This is a genomic window from Algoriphagus faecimaris, from assembly GCF_900101705.1.
Classification (GTDB): domain Bacteria; phylum Bacteroidota; class Bacteroidia; order Cytophagales; family Cyclobacteriaceae; genus Algoriphagus; species Algoriphagus faecimaris.
Genome location: NZ_FNAC01000001.1, coordinates 21450 through 39790, shown reverse-complemented (window position 1 = coordinate 39790; position 18341 = coordinate 21450). Strand labels below are relative to the sequence as shown.

Below are 18341 nucleotides of genomic sequence, written 5' to 3'. Positions count from 1 at the left end.
ATTGATTTGTCTTAAAAAGAAAAAGGCCGCAAAATTAAATTTGCGGCCTTTTTTTGATTAGTTGCTTGGATGCTCAGAGGGATGCTCACTGCTATCACCCTCTGTAGGATGCTCAGCACCTTCAGAGGGATGCTCGCTTCCTTCTTCTGCTGGATGCTCACTGCCTTCTTCTGCTGGATGCTCAGAAGACTCCTCAGTGGTATCAGCTTTTTTACCTCCGCAAGAAGAAAGGCCTGTTCCGAATACAAAGCCTGCCAAAGCAAGCATCATAAAGATTGTTTTTAGTTTTTTCATGGTTGATGGTATTTTGAATTAGAGTGTAAAGATAGAATTTGTTTTACTCATCCAAAACAAGTGAAATTTCAATTGCTTTAAAGGGTTTTTAATAGCTTGGTTTTAAGTTTTTTGGGATTCTGAATTGGATGACGCCTGCGGAGAAGAGGGTCAGTCCTCCGATAAGAAATATAGCCCAGTTGATCCCAAATGAATCAGCTATGATACCAGAAAGAATAGCACCTACGGCGTATCCCAAATCTCTCCAAAGCCGAAAGGTTCCTACACTTTCTGCTCGCTGCAAGGGGCTAGTGGCATCGGCAATAGCTGCCATGAAAGTAGGATAAACCAAGGCTGTGCCGAGACCCGAGACAACTGATATGGCCATAAATCCGAAGCTGCCAGTTTGTGAGGGAATCAGTAAAATGGCAAGTCCTTGGGCTAGCATACCGAAGAAAAGCATCTTCTTTTTGGAATAGAGGTCAGCCATTTTCCCGGTGAATAATTGACCTAATCCCCATACGGCTGGGTAGATGGCAGTGATGATGCCGACCATTTCCAGATCGACTTCTTTACTCATCAGAAGTATGGGCAGCAATCCCCAAATCATTCCGTCGTTGAGGTTATTGATCAAGCCGGCTTGAGTGATGGAACTGAGGGTTTTGTTGAGAAAGGTCGTCTGTATAAAAACGCCATTCAATTTCTCTTGCTGAGCGGAAGTCGCTTCTTGATGAACAAATTTACGTGTGTCTTTGACCCAAAAAACGGAAAGGATCAATCCAATCACAGCGATCCCCAATCCCATCAAAAAGGGATATGGACGAATACCGTATTGACTGGCTAGGTAAGCACTGACAAAAGCGATCAACCCCACTGCCAAATACCCCGCAAATTCATTGAGTCCCATCGCTAGTCCTCGGTTTTTCTCACCCACGAGGTCGATTTTCATCACGACGGTACTGCTCCAAGTTAAGCCTTGACTTACCCCCAAGAGCACATTGGCAAAAATAACCATGTTCCAAGATTGAGTGTAGAGCAAAATCAAAGGAATGGGTAGGGCAATGATCCACCCGATAATCAAGAGGTTTTTTCTTCCCCAGTGATTGGCCAGCCTACCTGAAATGTAATTGCTCAGCGCCTTACTGATACCAAAAGCGGTAATAAAAGACAGGACGGCGACTGAGGAGGTCACTCCGAATATTTCTCTGGCGAACTCCGGAAATATGGACCTTTCTAGTCCTACCATCGCTCCCACGAAAGCATTGACAATGACCAGTAGGATAAACTGATTTAGGTTTTCACGAAGACCGAGTTTGGCAGTGGACATGTAAATTATTTTTTACAAAGGTCCTACCTGCGTCAGCCCTTTCCTTTTACAAATGTTAAAAAATCATGGAAGCCAATCTATCCCCTTAGCTTTTCTGTCCCCGAATTCGACTCAAACTCACCTGGGTGATTCCCAAATAAGAAGCGATATGTTTAAGCGGAATTCGGTGAATAAACTGCGGTTTGTCTTCCAGTAATTTTTGATAGCGCTCCTCGGCAGTATGAAACTGAATGGCCTCAATTCGATTCAGCGTATTGACATAAGCCGCCTCGGTTATTTTTCTAAAGAGCCGTTCCAAATCCGGAAATTGATCAAAAAGTGAAAAAAGTAAATCTGAGGAAATCCCAATGAATTCCGTGTCTTCGACAGCCTGAATTGCCTTTTGGCTCGGTTTTCCGGTGAATAGACTCTCAGCTCGAATAATCATGTCATTTTCAAAGGCAAAATACTCGGTAACTTCATTCCCGTCTTTGTAGTAGTAGATCCGAGCCAAGCCGTTTTTTACAAAATAGATGGTTTTGCAAGTTGCCCCTATGGGCTGGAGGTCTTGATTTTTTTTGACAGAAATAACCGAACTGATTTCCTCAATCGCCTGCAATGAGGGCAGTTTAGCTGGGTGTACAAGCTTGAAATAGGCAAAAAGAGACTGAAAATCATCCTGTTTATCCATCTTTCAACTTGTTTCTTTTTTCGATTGGCAAAACTTCTGAATCCTTCCCATAGCTTCTTTTAAGGTTGGATGATCTACGCCTGAAATGACCATTCGAAATAGCCCTCTTTTCTGATGTCCAAAACCATTTGCAGGTGTCAACAACACGCCGATTTCTTGATAGATTTCCAGCCATAGTTCCTGTTCTGCCTTTTCACTTTCATCCGTCAGAAACAGAGAAAGATCCATCCATACAAATAGGCTACCATAGGAGGCTTGATAGGGGATATGGTTTTCTCGCAGCGAGTTCACCACTATGAGATAAGATTCAGTCAACCGTTCTTGAGTTTTCTGGATAAAGCTTTCCATAAATGCTTCATCTTTGAGTACCTCCTGCATGACCCATTGGGTATAGTTAGAAATGGAATGCCCAAGTCCTGCATTGCGATAGCCCGAAATCAAGGCTTCGTGATAGGAGTGAAGAAGCCCGATCCGAAAACCGGAGATTCCTAAATCCTTAGAAAAAGAGTACCAAAGATGAAGCCAAGGGCTTTTTCGCTCAGCCATCAATTTCCCAAAAGAAACGAATTCAATGGGCTGAGGATAATCCTGTCGGAGATCGGGATGGGAAATATCGATTCGAGATAGCCCGTAGATTTCATTGACAATGAGGTGGATTTCATTGTGCTCGCACCAGTCTGCAAGTATTTCCAGTTGGGATTGGCTGTAGATCATGCCCGTAGGATTATCCGGACTCGTGAGAATCAGCATGCGGAAAGTGCTTCCACTCTCCTCAATTTCTTCTTTGGCCTTTTGTAGCAGTTCGGCAGTGATCGAAACGCCCGAGTTGAGCTCCTCCAACTCCTGGTGGGTTTGTAGATCAAAGCGCTTTAATCCCGGCAAAGCACCAATATCCCCCGTGTAAACCGGATAGGCTGGAGCAGGAATGACCGCCGTATCCCCTGGATTTCCGAGTAAAAATGCTGTCATCTCGATCACTGAAGTCGCTCCTCCCGAGAAAGCTAAACTTTCGGCAGGCAAATGGATTTTGGTTAGGAATTTTGATAAAAATGCAGCGGTAGCTTCTCTGAAAGTGGGTGCACCTGCAGGGTCAGTATAGCTTGCTACCCATTCGGGGATATCATTTTCTCTTGTGATTTTTTGAATTCTTTCGCGAAGCATTTCCCAGCAAAGGTGATTCTCTGCCACGTTCATCGCAATTTTTCCTGAAGGGTTTTCTTTGGGCTGATATCGATTTTCTTCAGCTTCATAGTACAATTCTAGGTCTACTCTCATGGGATTTTGAGAAGCTTTCTGACCGATTCTTGAGAGGAGCTTTGTTTTTGACATAGGGTGGGTGATTAATTTGTTGAAATTAACAAAATTCTTAGGAAGGGATTAAAAAGTGGCAGTCAACGCAATGAAAATTTTAACCCAAAAACATTTTCAGTTATCTTACCCTATGCAAAAACTTCTATCCAAATTCCTGCTATCGGTAGTCATTTTAATCTTAGCCTTTTTTGGGGCCACTCAAGCCCAATCCATCAAATGGCATGATTTTGAAGATGTTTACTTTCAAATCCGTGGCAATCAAATTTTTCGCATTCAGCTTCCAGGCCAGACTTCGGAGGTTTTCGTCAGTGCTGAAGAATTAAAAACCGAAAATAATACAGTTCTGAATATTCGGGATTTTACTTTTTCAGAGGATCGCCAAAAACTTCTCATTTATACCAATACCAAGCGCGTTTGGCGGCTCGATACCCAAGGAGATTATTGGGTTTTGGACCTAGAGAGCAAAAAACTACAGCAAATCGGAAAGGGCCTGCCGGAGTCTTCTCTTCGCTTTGCAAAGTTTTCTCCCGATGCCAGTAAAGTGGCTTTTGTCAGTGAGTTCAATCTCTATGTAGAGGATCTTGGGCTGGGAGAAATTACTCAACTGACTTTTGATGGTAACCGTAAATTGATCAACGGGACTTTTGATTGGGCTTATGAGGAGGAGTTTGCCTCGAGAGATGGATTTCAGTGGAGTCCGGATGGGAAGCGCATTGCATTTTGGCAGCTCAACGCCAATCAGATCCGGGATTTTTATATGGTCAATAATACCGATTCGGTCTATTCTCAAATCATTCCCGTCGAATATCCCAAAGTGGGAGAGTCTCCTTCCCCGGCGAAAATCGGCGTGATCGAATTGTCAAGTCAGGAACTGACCTGGCTGGATATTCCCGGAGATCCTGCTCAGCATTATCTGCCGAGGATGGAGTGGAATTCCCCGGATTTAGTTTTGCTTCAGCAGCTCAATCGAAAGCAAAATCAATCAAGAATCTTTGCTGTGGATGTCCTGAAAAACGAAGCAAAAGTGATTTTCGAAGAAGAGGATGAGGCTTGGATAGATGTGCTCTCCAGCTGGGAAGATGTGTACGCGCTGACCTACAGACATGAGTTTCAATGGATCAATGATCGAAAGGAGTTTCTCTGGTTTAGCGAAAAAGAAGGCTGGAGGCAGCTTTATCGTATTGGATTGGATGGAAAAGAAACACCGATAACTCCCGGAGCGTACGATGTGATCAATTTGCTTCGGGTAGATGAGAACAATAATCGGATTTATTTCCACGCTTCACCAAAAAATGCCACACAAAAATACCTGTATACTGCCCGATTGGATGGGAAGGGGAAAGCCGAAAAAATCACTCCGGAGGAACTAGAAGGCACCCATTCCTATTCGATTTCCCCAAGCGGAAAATATGCCCTTCATCAATACCAAAATACCTATACCCGCCCAATGGCGGAGTGGGTCAGCCTTCCCAGTCACAAGCCTTTAGAAGAGGCCCGAAGTATTGCTGCTAATCTATCGAAGAATCAGGTGGAAAACGAAGCGGAGTTTTTTAAAATCAAAACGGAAGATGGGACGGAAATGGATGGCTGGATGGTCAAACCGAATGATTTTGATCCGACTAAGAAATATCCGGTGGTCTTTTATGTCTACACCGAGCCTTGGGGAGCCAATGTGAAGGATACCTTCGGGGTGGGTCGAAATCGCTTGTATGATGGGGATATGGCTGAAGATGGATACATCTACATTTCTATCGATAATCGAGGGACTCCCGCACCGAAAGGGAGAGCTTGGCGAAAAAGTATCTATCGAAAAATCGGCCGACTCAATATTTCCGATCAAGCAGCCGCCGCCAAGCAAATCTTGGAATGGGACTATGTCGATCCCGAGCGAGTAGCCGTCTGGGGCTGGTCCGGTGGAGGATCTGCCACGCTGAATTTGCTCTTTCAATATCCTAAAATTTACAAAACGGGGATTTCTATTGCTGCTGTCGCCAACCAACTGACCTATGACAATATCTATCAGGAACGTTATATGGGCTTGCCTCAGGAGAATTTGGAGGACTTTGTAGCAGGGTCGCCGATTACGCATGCTAAAAATCTGGAGGGAAACCTACTTTACATCCACGGCACTGCTGATGACAATGTCCACTATGCCAATGCGGATATGCTGGTCAATGAGCTAATTAAGCATGGGAAAATCTTCCAATTTATGCCTTATCCCAATCGCTCTCATTCTATTTCTGAAGGAGAAGGAACCAATGCTCACCTGAAAAAATTGTACACGGATTTTTTGAAGAAGCATTGTCCTCCAGGAGGAAGATGATTGCTCAGTAGGAAGTAGGTAGAGTTTAGATCCAAGAACCAAAAGATAAGACAGAGCTAGGTATTCAGGAATATTATTTAGGGCATGATCAAAACTTTCAGATCCTAATCTTGAAATTTAAACCACGGAGGTAACTTGGAGAAACACGTTTAAGATTCAATTGTTCTTGAAATTGCTTTGAGATCAGATCAAAAAATAGAATTATTGATTTGAACTCAAATCAAAATTGATTAATTTTGATCTGACATCAGATCAAAAATCAGTGGAAGAACTTGTCAATTATCAGAATATTCTTCTCCAGAATATCCAAAAAGAGTGGAAGAGGTATCTTTTTGAAGATTTACATACGGATGAACGCCTTCTTGGAATCAAGGGACTTAGAGGGGTGGGTAAAACCACGCTCTTGCTTCAATACCTTCTCAAAGCATTGGAAAAAGGTGATAAGGGGCTTTTTGTGACTGCTGAACACCCATATTTTTATCAGCATAGTTTTTTTGATTTAGCTTCTTTGTGGGTTTCTTATGGCGGCAACTTGCTGTTGATTGATGAAATCCACAAATACCCGAATTGGTCTCGAGAGCTAAAATTGATCTACGATGGCTTTCCTGGTTTACAAGTGATTTTTACCAGTTCCTCGGCCTTGGATCTCTATCAAGGAGAAGCGGATTTAAGTAGAAGACTCGATGTCCAAGTTTTACATGGACTTTCCTTTAGAGAGTATCTTTCTTTAAATGGATTTGGGCACTTCGAGCCAGTGACTCTGGAGACTATTACTCTGGATTCTACGCAGATTTCTTCTGAAATTATCAATCAGTTGGAACAGCATATATTGCCCATTTTTAAAAGCTATTTAGCATCTGGGTATTTTCCATTTTCGAATGAATTAAAAAAAGACCGGATACCGCAACGCTTGATTCAAATCCTGAATACAGTTTTGGAATCCGACCTTTCCATGGTGGAAGGATATAGTGCTGCCAATGTAACCAAAATCAAAAATCTGCTGGGAGTGATTGCAGAGTCTGTTCCCTTTGAACCTAATATTTCCAAATTGGCAGAAAAAATGCATCTAGGAAGAAATACGATCAATATTTATTTAAAAAATCTGGAAGATGCCAAAATCCTTAACCTGCTCTTTGAAAAAGTTAAAGGAATCAGCCAACTTCAAAAGCCAGCAAAAATTTATTTTGAGAACAGTAATTTTCTATTTGCCTTTCAGCATAGTCCTTCAATAGGTACCATTCGAGAAACTTTTATGCTCAATCAGCTTCGTAATTCCGGACAATTGGTAGGGTCAAGTAAAAAGGGAGATTTTAAAGTGGATGAGAGCATGATTATTGAAGTGGGCGGAAGAAACAAAGATTATTCTCAGATAAAAGAAGCTGAAAATGCCTTTTTGGCAATCGATGACCTAGAAATTGGATTTGGAAACAAAATTCCACTTTGGCTTTTTGGCTTTCTGTATTGACTTTGTTTCAGGAAATCTAATAAACTCAAAATCTCGTAGTGAAAATTTAGTTTGATTAGCAATGAGGAAGATAGAAAATGTATTAATTATGATTTTGGCTCTAATGTCACAATCAGTTTTAGCCCAAAACCTCCCCACCCGGGCCGACACCCTTCGTGGAAGTATCACTCCAGAGCGGGAATGGTGGGATTTGAATTATTATCACCTTTCGGTGGAGGTTTTTCCAGAATCGCAGTCCATCAAAGGAAAGAATTTGGTACGCTACCGGGTAGAAGAACCCGCCGAAGTCCTTCAAATTGATCTCCAAGAACCCTTGGAAATCACCGCAGTCAAGCAAGATGGAGAGGAGCTTACTTTTAAGCGGGAAGGAGCAGCTCATTTTATTTCATTAAAAAAGCAACAGGAAAAGGGGGCTATTAACGAGCTTGAGATTTTCTACGAAGGAAAACCCAAAGTGGCGGTTCGACCACCTTGGGATGGAGGAATCACCTGGCAAAAGGATGCCAATGGGAATCATTTCATCGCCAACGCCAATCAGGGGATCGGTTCCAGTATTTGGTGGCCGACAAAAGATCATCCTGCAGACGAGGTGGATAGCATGATGATCTCAGTGACCGTGCCTAAGGACCTCATGGATGTCTCTAATGGCCGACTCATCAAGGAGGATGACAATGGTCGTACAAAGACCTATCACTGGTTTGTCGCCAATCCCATCAATGATTACGGAGTCAATATCAGCATCGGGGATTATGTGCATTTTGGGGAGGAGTTTGAAGGTGAAAAAGGCACATTGACAATGGATTATTATGTCTTGCGGGACAATTTGGAGAAAGCCAAAGCGCAGTTTCGGGATGCCACACGCATGATGGAAGCCTTTGAGCATTGGTTTGGTCCCTATCCTTTTTATGAAGACGGATTTAAACTGATCGAAGTGCCCTATTTGGGAATGGAGCATCAGAGTGCGGTGACCTATGGCAATGGTTATCAGAATGGCTACTTAGGGCGTGATCTCAGCGGTACGGGTTGGGGTTTGAAGTTTGACTTTATCATCATCCATGAGGCGGGACACGAATGGTTTGCCAATAATATTACTTACCGGGACGTAGCGGATATGTGGATTCATGAGAGCTTTACCAATTACTCGGAAAGCTTATTTCTGGATTATTTCTATGGCAAAGAAGCAGGTCAGGAATATGTGCGTGGCACTCGGATGAATATTGCCAATCAAAGTCCGATTATCGGAATCTACGGAGTCAATCGAAGAGGCTCGGGAGATATGTATTATAAGGGAGGAAATCTACTTAATACACTCCGGGAAGTGATTGCTGATGATGAAAAATGGAGGAATATTCTACGAGGGTTAAATGAGGAATTTTACCATCAAACAGTCTATACCCGGCAGGTGGAGGAGTACATTGCACAGCAGGCAGGGATGGATCTGAAGGCTTTTTTTGATCAGTACCTGAGGGAGAGTAATCTTCCCGTGTTGGAGTATTATTTTACTGAAAATAATACTTTACACTTTCGATGGAATGGTACCGTTCCCGCTTTTGATATGCCTATAGACGTGCTCTTGGGAGAAGAAAAAGTCAGACTGCAACCGGCCACCGAGTGGCAGGAAATGAACGTGAAAAAAGCCACTGATTTGGAGGTAGATCCTGATTTTTATGTATCCACTTTAAAGATGCGGTGATAGTCGATTGACATTAAAAAAGGGGAAGGCGACGAGCCAATTGGTTTTTGAGGCTTCTCTTTTTTACCTTATCAAAAAATAGCAAGATCAATGAGCAATTTAGCTAAGAAGTTTTCGAATTATATTTTTATCGCGACGGGTCTAGTTTTGATCTCTTGTCAAACTCATGAAGTGAAAAAAGAGGTTCAAGGATTCCCTTTAGCGGAAGTTGAGTGGATTGATTTAAGCTATCTCTTTGACTCGACTACGCTCTATTGGCCCAATAATCCCGATGGCTTTCAGCTAAGAGAAGATGCTGCCGGGGTAACTGATTTGGGCTATTATTATTCCTCCTATACACTTTTGACTCCCGAGCATGGAGGTACTCACTTAGATGCCCCGATTCATTTTTATGAAAATGGAGTGACGGTGGATGAGCTCCCGCTTTCCAAATTGACTGGTGAGGCCGTGGTGATAGACGTCAGTGAGCAGGCTTTGGAAAACCGAGATTATTTGATTGATACGGTTGCTATTTTGAATTGGGAAAAGGAATATGGACTTATTCCTGATGATGCCATGGTGTTTTTCAGAACAGGATATGGAGCATTTTATCCCGATCGGAAGGCTTACTTTGGGACAGATAAGATGGGAGAGGAAGGCATTTCCGAGTTGCATTTTCCCGGTATAGCTCCCGAGATGGCTGTTTGGCTAGTTCAAAACAGAAAAATCAAAGCCGTAGGTTTGGATACTCCAAGTTTGGACTATGGACAATCCAAAGATTTTGCGGCGCATCAGGCTTTGATGGGGGCTCAGATTCCCGGATTTGAAAATCTCGCCCATTTGGATCAACTGCCCGCTAAGGGCATTTACGTAGTCGCGCTTCCCATGAATATTAAGGGCGGAAGTGGTGGTCCGCTTCGGGTGATCGCCACCATTTTAGAGTAGTAAATTTATGATCTTTACTTTTCCAAGTTTCCCAACATGGGAAATAATCGCTTGATTTCAGCTTCATCGGGTTGACTTCCGTATTCGCAGATTTCAAAAGCTTCTGCAAATTGAGCTTTATCAGAGACTTCGCTTCCATACCATTTTTCCAACCCAGCTCGGACGCTTGGGCTTGGAGCCAAAGCCCGCTTGGATTTTAGCCATTGGATTCGTTCCTCTTTCCCTTTGGGAATTTCATCCGGGTCATTGGCTATCCAAGGCAACCACTCATAAAACTGGGAAACATGGGCATCTAGGGCATAGATTTTTTGATCGATCACCGAGGAAATGTCAATGGCGATATCCGGCGAAAAGGGATTGGGCTTCTGAAAATGGTCTTGATAGTACAGAAAGAAGGGATTTTTCTTCAGAGGAGGAGTATCTGCAGCAATATTGGGGACACCCACCATAAAAGCAGCATCTTGTACCAGAACTCCCGTGTAGCGATGATCGGGATGATAGTCATTGGTTCGGTGGGAAATCACTACATCGGCTTCCCATTCTCGGATTTTTCGGATGACATCTTTTCGGATTTCTAGGGTGGGCATCAATTCCCCGTCATGATTATCCAGCACTTCGTAGGTGACACCTAGTCTTCGGGCGACTTCCTGAGTTTCTGCATTTCTACGAACGGCCAGCATTCCCCCGCCCATATCCATGTGCCCGGCGTCTCCGTTGGTGATGGAGAGAAACTTGACCTCATGACCGAGTTGAGAGAAAAGTGCCGCAGTTCCTCCTGATTTGATATCGCAATCGTCGGGATGCGCCCCGATCATCAGGATGCGAAGTGGTTTTTCTTGCGTGAATCCTGGTATGAAAAGAAAGCAGCTTAGAATTAGGGTGAGGAATCGGGTTTTCATAGGTTTTGGGTTGATTGTAGGGATGAACCTAAGTTAGCCTATGAAAAGAAACAAGCCAAATCGTATCAATGGCAAATCCGAAGTGGTTTAATTGGCTTGAGTCGGTACCAACCTGGCCACCATAATTCCCGACTGACTTTTATTGCCAGCCAAGTAATCATGAAGGGGTTTTTCGGAGATTTCCACCTCTTTATTGGCCGAACTGGCATGCATGAGATGAATACGGCCATTTTGCCTTACGGCAAAGCCCACATGCACCATATCCAAATTGGAAATTGAAGTGGTGATAGCGATCAAGTCACCTGATTGGATTTGACTTTCATGGGCACTGATTTGATCTTTTGGGATGAAAAAATAGTCTCGGATTCGAATAGACGCTTCGATGTTTTGCAGTTGTTCCACATTTTCCCGATTGCTGAGCTGAGGGTAAAACTGTGGGTTTTCAGTCATAAAAGTAGGCTTATTGTCGTAAGCAGTGCCTCCGATTTCCTGCGTAATATCTTTTAAGATACCTTTCTTTTGATTTATGGCTATCCAATCCGAAAAGTAATGCAATCGTGAAGGATAGCCCTCATTAAGCCCCGTTCGGTAGCGGATGTATTCCAGTTCGTTCTCGAAAATATCGTAATCATTTTCACCTCGCTGAGCCATTCGAGCTAGGGTAACCACGGTCTCGAGATAGGTCGTGCAATCCACTCCCTGCAGGTCAATGACCAACCGTTCCGGCCCCGGGAGTTCCAGGGTTTTTTCCACATAAGGAGTGCCCATGAAGCTCTTACCAATCTCGACGACGAGCTCATTTATGGTTTGCGTTCTAGGGTCAAAACTGGGCAGAAGTGTCAAGGCTTGCTCTAATCTAGCACGAGATTCGGGGGTGCAGACCGTTTGGGCTTGTGAAGTGAAGGTGTGGAGAGCAAAGGCAAAGAAAAAAAGCAGGAACTTCATGATTTGAGTATTTCCGGTTTTGGGTGAAGGGATGGAAGCGAAGATAGGGAATTTGGGGGTAGAAATTTTAGAGCTTTTTCCAGATCAAAAAAATCGACTTTGATAAAGCAGCCGTTGAAATTGGAAAAACTTACCTTTTTTGGCAAATAAAAGAGTATCAATTTTAGAATCGTAGGTTGGCTTCTTTTTGTCCATTCTTGTCACTAATTTTAAATTTCATTATCCTTTGGATTGATCATCTATTATTGAAAAAATATGCTGCTGAAACTCAAAATTCAAATTAAAGGAATCTCCAAACCGCCGGTCTGGAGGAGAGTATTGGTTCCGGATCATTTTACCTTTCAGCGACTTCATGCTGTGATTCAGGAAGCTTTTGGTTGGTATGATTATCACTTGTTCCAATTTTCCCCGAGTGGATATGGCTCTCAACCTCAGATAGGCATTGAAGACGAATGGGCTGAGGATGAGCTCGAAAATGCTGAGCATGTGAAAATAAAGCAATATCTTAATCAAAAAGGACAAAAATTCAATTACATCTATGACTTTGGAGATGACTGGAGCCATTCGATTTTGGTCGAAGAGGTGATTGATCAGCAGGCTATTCGGGCCGAATTACTAGAGGGAAAAGGCAAATGTCCTCCCGAGGACTGCGGAGGAGTGTGGGGGTATGAAAATTTGCTGTCCGTAATTGATGATTCCAAGCATCCCCAATATAAAGAAATGAGAGAGTGGCTGGGAATGAGGCGTGGTGAAAAATGGGATAAAAATGACTTTGATCTCTCTTTTGCCCAGGCTGCTGTCTCTGCTGTCTGATGCATGGAATATAGATCGAATTAAAAAGTCGTGAAATTATCCGATGGCTAACTTTGGAAATGTTAAGGCAGGAGTGCCCAATTTTTGCTTTTCTTGGCCTATTTTAATCGACTTTTGGACTTGATTCGATAAATTAATCTTCAAGTTTAAGAATGCTTAATGGAAGTTTATAGGCGATTTCTACCAACCATCCTTCCATTCTGATGGCATTGGAAAAGCTGCCGGATTGAGTCCCATCGTTCCAGTTGTAGGTGATTTTTCGAAGGGTATTGGGAGCGGATAAGACATGGCCTGCCTGAATGATTAGGAAAGAAGATTTGAAAACTTGGAGCTCGGCATGGAGGCCAACTTTGTAGAAACTCTTAAAATTTTTCTCTTCTAATAGAAAGTTAATGTCCACTCCATTCGTGTCATTGGAGCCATAATAGGGGAAATCTCCGCTTGCACTTGGACGATTAGTGGTTCGGAGGATCAGATTACCTGAGGCATGGGCTCCTACACGAATGTTTTTCTTGGAATTAAAATTAATAGGAATATCGTATCGAATACCAACAGGTAAAAATAAAGCATTGAGATTAGCCTGTGTGATTAAAACCCGCTCTGAAGATCCTATTGGGTGGGGGATTTCGGAATTGTGCCAACTAAACCCCAGCCCGGATTCCAGCGATACATGGCCCAAGCGATAGCCATAAATAGCTTGAATAATGCCATCCATTTCTCCAGAAATGGGGAGGTAAATATTATTTCCTTGAGTGGTTTTATGTCTACGAAGTCCGGTTTGAACTCCTATGTAGGGGCCGTTTTCGCGACTTAATTCCTGTCGAAGCTTTCTTTTTTCGAAAGCGCTTAATTGGTTTTCCGTGTAGGCTGCATGGTTCTTGACCTGGGCAAGGAGATCACAAGAAAATAGCTGAAATACCGTGGCAAGAGTAATCAAGGTTTGCTTCATGTCATTATTTTTTCATCAAACGTGAAGCTTAAGAGATTTAGTATTTTGTCAATAGAATTTATTTGTCTGGTTAAGATCAATTAGTTAACCCATAAAAAAAGCCACTTCTCAAACTGGGAAGTGGCTTTCTTAGTGTTGAATGAATCGTTTTACTTGTAGATCAAGTCAAATCGATCCAATTCCATCACCTTTGTCCAAGCCGACACAAAGTCTTTGACAAATTTTTCATTATTGGAAGGAGTGCCATAGACTTCAGCCAAGGCACGAAGCTCTGAGTTGGAGCCGAAGACCAAGTCTGCGCGGGTGGCCGTGTATTTCAATGCTCCTGTTTTTCGATCTCTACCTTCGAAAAGCTCCTTGCTTTCATCAGCAGCTTTCCATTCCGTACTCATGTCCAAAAGATTGACAAAAAAGTCATTGGTCAATTGGTCTTTTTTGTCTGTGAAAATCCCATGCTTGGAACCGTCATAATTGGCATGAAGTGCACGCATACCACCCACTAATACAGTCATTTCAGGAGCAGTCAATCTCAGTAGTTGAGCTTTGTCTACCAGTAGCTCTTCGGTAGAAAGCGTGTACTGAGTCTTCAAATAGTTTCTAAATCCATCAGCCATCGGCTCAAGCAGGGCAAACGACTCTTCGTCTGTTTGCTCTTGCAAGGCATCCATTCTACCGGCAGTAAAAGGTACTTCTACCTCAAACCCTGCATTGATGGCTGCTTTCTCCACTGCGGCGGTTCCTGCCAAAACGATCAAGTCAGCCATGGAGATTTTCTTATTTCCGGCTCCTGCATTGAATTTGCTTTGAATGCCTTCCAATACAGCCAAAACCTTGTTGAGTTGCTCAGGGTTATTCACTTCCCAATTACGCTGAGGAGCGAGCATGATTCGGGCACCATTGGCTCCTCCTCTTCGGTCAGAGTGGCGGTAGGTGGAGGCAGAAGCCCATGCCGTTGTCACCAATTCAGATACGCTCAATCCAGAGTTTAGAATTTCGGCTTTCAATCCTGCTATATCTGTCGCATTGACCAATTCGTGGTTTACTGCAGGAATAGGATCTTGCCAGATCAAATCTTCGGTAGGCGCTTCAGGTCCCAAATAGGTGGTCGTAGGACCCATGTCTCTATGAGTTAGTTTAAACCAAGCTTTTGCGAAGGCTTTGTTAAATTCCTCAGGATTTTCATAGAATCTTCTGGAAATCTTCTCATATACCGGATCGTAAATCATGGACAAATCCGTAGTCAGCATGGTAGGCTTATGCTTTTTATCTGCATCAAAAGCATCAGGGTAAAGGATTTTGGGGTCTTTTGCTACCCACTGATGAGCACCTGCTGGACTTTTGGTGAGTTCCCATTCGTTTTCAAACAAACTCTTGAAATACCCCTGACTCCATTCTGTTGGAGTAGCTGTCCAGATGACCTCCAATCCAGAAGTAATGGCATCTGCTCCTTTTCCTGATTTGTAAGAGCTTTTCCATCCAAATCCTTGCTCCTCCATAGGGGCAGCTTCAGGTTCTGGACCTACATTTTCGGCAGGACCAGCTCCGTGTGTTTTACCAAGAGTGTGACCACCTGCGATCAAAGCAACGGTTTCTTCATCGTTCATCCCCATTCTGCCGAAAGTCTCTCGGATATCATGAGCTGCCAAGACTGGGTCTGGGTTCCCGTTTGGTCCTTCTGGATTCACATAGATCAATCCCATCTGAACTGCTGCCAGTGGATTTTCTAGTTCTCTCCCTTCAGAGTAGCGCTTAGAATCATCGAGCCATTTGCCTTCAGCTCCCCAGTACACATCCAATTCAGGCTCGTAGACATCTTCACGCCCTCCTGCAAATCCGTAAGTCTCAAATCCCATGGACTCCAATGCTACATTTCCTGTCAAGACCATCAAATCCGCCCAGGAGATTTTGTCTCCATACTTTTGTTTGATCGGCCAAAGCAGTCTTCTAGCCTTGTCCAAGTTGGCATTGTCAGGCCAGCTATTGAGTGGTGCAAATCGCTGTTGACCCGAACGAGAACCTCCTCTTCCGTCACCGGATCGGTATGTACCTGCACTGTGCCAAGCCATTCGGATGAAAAGCCCGCCATAGTTGCCATAATCAGCCGGCCACCAGTCCTGAGAGTCAGTTAATACAGCCTCAATGTCTTTTTTAAGGGCTTGGTAATCCAAGCTTTTGAATTCTTCGATATAGTTGAAATCAGGTCCCATAGGATTTGATAGCTCTGAATTCTGACGAAGAAGCTGAAGATTCAATTGGTTGGGCCACCATTCCGTATTACTGGTAGCTCTCATGGCTGAGCTACTTTTTTTAGTAGCGCCTGAGTAGCCGTCTACCTCGGCTCCCTCATAGCTTTTTTCCTGTGCACCTGCGGAAAGCACAGTGCCAAAAAGCAAAGCGATGGTTAGTATTTTTTTATGCATCATTTGAGTGATTTTTTTCATGTGTCTATAATTGAATTTTAAAGGTCACATGGAATCTCGCATGGTTGATAGTCATACCAGTGTGTGACGGCTACGTCATGCTCGATTTCATGTGTCTATAATTGTCTTTTAGCGGTCACATGGAATCTCGCAATTATAATCATCCCGGTGTGTGACGGGTACGTCATGCTCGATTTCATGTGTTTATAATTGTCTTTTAGCGGTCATAACTTGTCCCGAGTATCGGGATGGAATCTCGCAATTATAATCATCCCGGTGTGTGACGGGTACGTCATGCTCGATTTCATGTGTATATAATTTTTTTCTTTGATGGCCACCCCGAATAGTCGGGGCAGGCTATGGAATCTCGCATGGTTGATAGTCATCCCCGTGTGTGACGGCTACGTCATGCTCGATTTCATTAACACAAAGATAACCTCTATCAAATTCTTTAAGAAATCGATAGTCTCTATGAGTCATTTGTATTTTTTAAAGCTTAATTGCAATATATTGATAGTGAGGATGCTCCAAATTTTTCAGTATCTAACCTGTTTTTTTCCTGAGAAAAGTCAGTTCAATCAAAAAACAAGGAAGAGTGAGTCGAGCAGTTTTAAATTCCCATCATATCAATCAGTTTTAGATGAAAAATCCAAGCCCTTCTTAGTCGCGAAAGGCTTGGATCTGCTTTTTTTGGGATACTTCTTTTTAAACGGCCATGGAGTTATCCAGTAAAATGGCATCGAGATCTTCGCCTGGAAGCGCAAGGATCTCTTCGGTATTTGGATCCCATTCGATTCTGCGACCGATTTTGTAAGAGAGCCCTGCCATGTGAGCGGTGATGGCTTCTTCAAAACCCTCTACTATTCCGCAGCTTGGCGTACCTCCATTTCGGATACAGCTGAGCCATTCCCGAAGGTGAAGAAAAGTGGAATCCACCCGCTTTCCATCTCTGTAGGTCCAGAGCAAGCCTTTATTGGCAAAGTATTTGGCTGTGGCTGAAGTGACTGCATCCACTCCATCCGCACTAGGGTCGTATTGGTAAATGGGGACAGATGGATCGATTTTTCCCTCCGCTATCATCTCTTTGTACTGAGTGGAGCGAGGGTCTGCATGGATGGTGAGGACATTTCCCAGTTCCATACTCCCATCATGTCCCATGAGGACGGTGCCCCGGTCAAATTGATTGCCTAGAGTGGCACTGTAGACCAAACTCATTCCTTTTTCTTTGCCGCTTTCCTGACTGGAGCCTGTACTGAAATCAGGGAAATCCATATTGACTTGCATCACATCAGGTACATTTCTTCCATCCCTGTGTGTATATACCCCTCCCGAGGCGGTTACATATTTAGGGATGCCCATATTCAGCACACAGTTGATCCGATCATAATCATGGGTGAGCAAATCTCCCGATAATCCCGATCCATAAGCCCACCACTTTCTCCATCTGAAGAAATGTTCGCGATTGAAATCTACCTCGGGAGCATTTCCCAAAAAGGCCTTCCAGTCTATGGTTTCCGGAGAGGCATCCGGGTGAATGGGATATTGCCAGGCGCCATTGTCGTCGTTTCGATTGGTATTGGTGACGACCAAGGAAACATGGCCGAGGGTATTTTTTGCGATCGCATCCTGAGCAGTCAGGAAGCTGAGTGTTTGTCTGTGCTGATGGCCTACGGCAAAGACAGATTTGGGATTTCGCTGTACCGCATCACGAAGGGCGTAAGTTTCGGCTATGCTGTGTGTCATGGGTTTTTCCACATAGGCATGGACCCCAGCTTCGATCGCTGCGATGGACATCGGTGCATGCCAATGATCCGGGGTGGCGATGATTACTGCATCCACTTCTCCGCTGTTGATTAGATCCAGGTGAGTTTCATAGCGCTTGCAGGAGTTTCCATTTCGGTTGAATGCCTCTACGGCTTTTTCCGCGCGCACATCAAAAATGTCGCAGATGGCGGTAAGCTTTACATTGAGGTTTTCCTGAGCCTGAAAATCTGCTAATCTTGTATCATTTGGATCTTTTTCGCTAGCCTTGGCCATTTCTTCGATCCATTCAGGCGTGGCAAAACCCAAGGCTCGCATCAGTTGCTCCCCTCGAATGCCAAATCCGATTAAACCCACACGTAAGGGATCCCCACTCATAGGGCCCGAAGCGGGTGGAGGACTGGCCTTGATGTTGAGTTTTTCGAGAAGGTATTTCTTTTCAAGTTGAGCTTGGTTGACGGTGTTTAGACCTGCAGCCCAAACTGTCCCAAGGATGGGGATCCCGGCGAGGCTTTTGAGTACATCCCTGCGGGAAAATCCGGAGAATAATTTTTTGTCAGTTGCCATG

14 protein-coding genes are annotated in these 18341 nt (G+C 43.8%); 5 read left to right on the top strand and 9 right to left on the bottom strand.

Features of this window, described 5'->3' with window-relative positions; all coding sequences use genetic code 11:
• Positions 1-57: 57 nt before the first annotated feature.
• The 4 genes from BLQ57_RS00190 to BLQ57_RS00175 all read right to left on the bottom strand — a co-directional run bounded on the left by BLQ57_RS00190 (position 58) and on the right by BLQ57_RS00175 (position 3599).
• On the bottom strand, positions 58-294 hold the full coding sequence (locus BLQ57_RS00190; protein WP_240507856.1) for a hypothetical protein: 237 nt from the start codon (positions 292-294) through the stop codon (positions 58-60).
• An 88-nt stretch (positions 295-382) separates the two neighbouring features.
• Positions 383-1600 (bottom strand): MFS transporter, encoded by a 1218-nt coding sequence (locus tag BLQ57_RS00185; protein WP_087940794.1) that lies wholly within the window; start codon positions 1598-1600, stop codon positions 383-385.
• An 85-nt stretch (positions 1601-1685) separates the two neighbouring features.
• Positions 1686-2270 carry a Crp/Fnr family transcriptional regulator gene (locus BLQ57_RS00180; RefSeq protein WP_087940793.1) on the bottom strand — a complete coding sequence of 195 codons (585 nt, stop codon included), beginning with the start codon at positions 2268-2270 and terminating at the stop codon, positions 1686-1688.
• A 3-nt stretch (positions 2271-2273) separates the two neighbouring features.
• Positions 2274-3599, bottom strand: a complete 1326-nt coding sequence (locus BLQ57_RS00175) for an aminotransferase class I/II-fold pyridoxal phosphate-dependent enzyme (RefSeq protein WP_087940792.1) — start codon at positions 3597-3599, stop codon at positions 2274-2276.
• A 112-nt stretch (positions 3600-3711) separates the two neighbouring features.
• On the opposite strand from BLQ57_RS00175, the gene BLQ57_RS00170 reads away from it, so the two are divergent.
• From BLQ57_RS00170 to BLQ57_RS00155, 4 genes are all read left to right on the top strand, one after another.
• Positions 3712-5904 (top strand): S9 family peptidase, encoded by a 2193-nt coding sequence (locus BLQ57_RS00170; protein ID WP_087940791.1) that lies wholly within the window; start codon positions 3712-3714, stop codon positions 5902-5904.
• Positions 5905-6166: 262 nt separating this feature from the next.
• Positions 6167-7369, top strand: coding sequence for an ATP-binding protein (locus BLQ57_RS00165; protein ID WP_087940805.1), 1203 nt, complete (start codon positions 6167-6169; stop codon positions 7367-7369).
• 61 nt (positions 7370-7430) lie between these two features.
• A complete protein-coding gene (locus tag BLQ57_RS00160; protein WP_087940790.1) occupies positions 7431-9062 on the top strand; it encodes a M1 family metallopeptidase in 1632 nt (543 codons plus the stop codon).
• Positions 9063-9152: 90 nt separating this feature from the next.
• Entirely contained in the window at positions 9153-9986 is an 834-nt protein-coding gene (locus BLQ57_RS00155; RefSeq protein ID WP_087940789.1) for a cyclase family protein, read from the top strand.
• 14 nt (positions 9987-10000) lie between these two features.
• On the opposite strand, the gene BLQ57_RS00150 is transcribed toward BLQ57_RS00155, so the two are convergent.
• Both BLQ57_RS00150 and BLQ57_RS00145 read right to left on the bottom strand, forming a co-directional pair.
• Entirely contained in the window at positions 10001-10885 is an 885-nt protein-coding gene (locus BLQ57_RS00150) for a PIG-L deacetylase family protein (protein ID WP_087940788.1), read from the bottom strand.
• Positions 10886-10972: 87 nt separating this feature from the next.
• Positions 10973-11830: an N-acetylmuramoyl-L-alanine amidase-like domain-containing protein gene (locus BLQ57_RS00145; RefSeq protein WP_087940787.1), complete on the bottom strand. Its 858-nt coding sequence runs from the start codon at positions 11828-11830 to the stop codon at positions 10973-10975.
• A 255-nt stretch (positions 11831-12085) separates the two neighbouring features.
• Here BLQ57_RS00145 and BLQ57_RS00140 point away from each other — a divergent pair, with 255 nt between their 5' ends.
• Positions 12086-12643, top strand: a complete 558-nt coding sequence (locus tag BLQ57_RS00140) for a plasmid pRiA4b ORF-3 family protein (protein ID WP_087940786.1) — start codon at positions 12086-12088, stop codon at positions 12641-12643.
• 133 nt (positions 12644-12776) lie between these two features.
• On the opposite strand, the gene BLQ57_RS00135 is transcribed toward BLQ57_RS00140, so the two are convergent.
• The 3 genes from BLQ57_RS00135 to BLQ57_RS00120 form a co-directional block, all read right to left on the bottom strand.
• Entirely contained in the window at positions 12777-13592 is an 816-nt protein-coding gene (locus tag BLQ57_RS00135) for a hypothetical protein (RefSeq protein ID WP_087940785.1), read from the bottom strand.
• Positions 13593-13741: 149 nt separating this feature from the next.
• Positions 13742-16012: a catalase/peroxidase HPI gene (gene katG, locus BLQ57_RS00130; protein ID WP_087940804.1), complete on the bottom strand. Its 2271-nt coding sequence runs from the start codon at positions 16010-16012 to the stop codon at positions 13742-13744.
• Between the two features lie 705 nt (positions 16013-16717).
• Complete coding sequence (locus tag BLQ57_RS00120; RefSeq protein ID WP_087940783.1) at positions 16718-18340, bottom strand: Gfo/Idh/MocA family protein; 1623 nt, start codon at positions 18338-18340, stop codon at positions 16718-16720.
• Position 18341: the final 1 nt, after the last annotated feature.

Bases quoted from the DNA above. Each gene is read 5' to 3' on its own strand.
- BLQ57_RS00155 (WP_087940789.1), top strand. From the start codon at position 9,153: ATGAGCAATTTAGCTAAGAAGTTTTCGAATTATATTTTTATCGCGACG.
- BLQ57_RS00170 (WP_087940791.1), top strand. From the start codon at position 3,712: ATGCAAAAACTTCTATCCAAATTCCTGCTATCGGTAGTCATTTTAATC.
- BLQ57_RS00120 (WP_087940783.1), bottom strand. From the start codon at position 18,340: ATGGCAACTGACAAAAAATTATTCTCCGGATTTTCCCGCAGGGATGTA.
- BLQ57_RS00175 (WP_087940792.1), bottom strand. From the start codon at position 3,599: ATGTCAAAAACAAAGCTCCTCTCAAGAATCGGTCAGAAAGCTTCTCAA.
- BLQ57_RS00140 (WP_087940786.1), top strand. From the start codon at position 12,086: ATGCTGCTGAAACTCAAAATTCAAATTAAAGGAATCTCCAAACCGCCG.
- BLQ57_RS00180 (WP_087940793.1), bottom strand. From the start codon at position 2,270: ATGGATAAACAGGATGATTTTCAGTCTCTTTTTGCCTATTTCAAGCTT.
- BLQ57_RS00160 (WP_087940790.1), top strand. From the start codon at position 7,431: ATGAGGAAGATAGAAAATGTATTAATTATGATTTTGGCTCTAATGTCA.
- BLQ57_RS00145 (WP_087940787.1), bottom strand. From the start codon at position 11,830: ATGAAGTTCCTGCTTTTTTTCTTTGCCTTTGCTCTCCACACCTTCACT.
- BLQ57_RS00190 (WP_240507856.1), bottom strand. From the start codon at position 294: ATGAAAAAACTAAAAACAATCTTTATGATGCTTGCTTTGGCAGGCTTT.
- BLQ57_RS00185 (WP_087940794.1), bottom strand. From the start codon at position 1,600: ATGTCCACTGCCAAACTCGGTCTTCGTGAAAACCTAAATCAGTTTATC.
- katG (WP_087940804.1), bottom strand. From the start codon at position 16,012: ATGCATAAAAAAATACTAACCATCGCTTTGCTTTTTGGCACTGTGCTT.
- BLQ57_RS00150 (WP_087940788.1), bottom strand. From the start codon at position 10,885: ATGAAAACCCGATTCCTCACCCTAATTCTAAGCTGCTTTCTTTTCATA.
- BLQ57_RS00135 (WP_087940785.1), bottom strand. From the start codon at position 13,592: ATGAAGCAAACCTTGATTACTCTTGCCACGGTATTTCAGCTATTTTCT.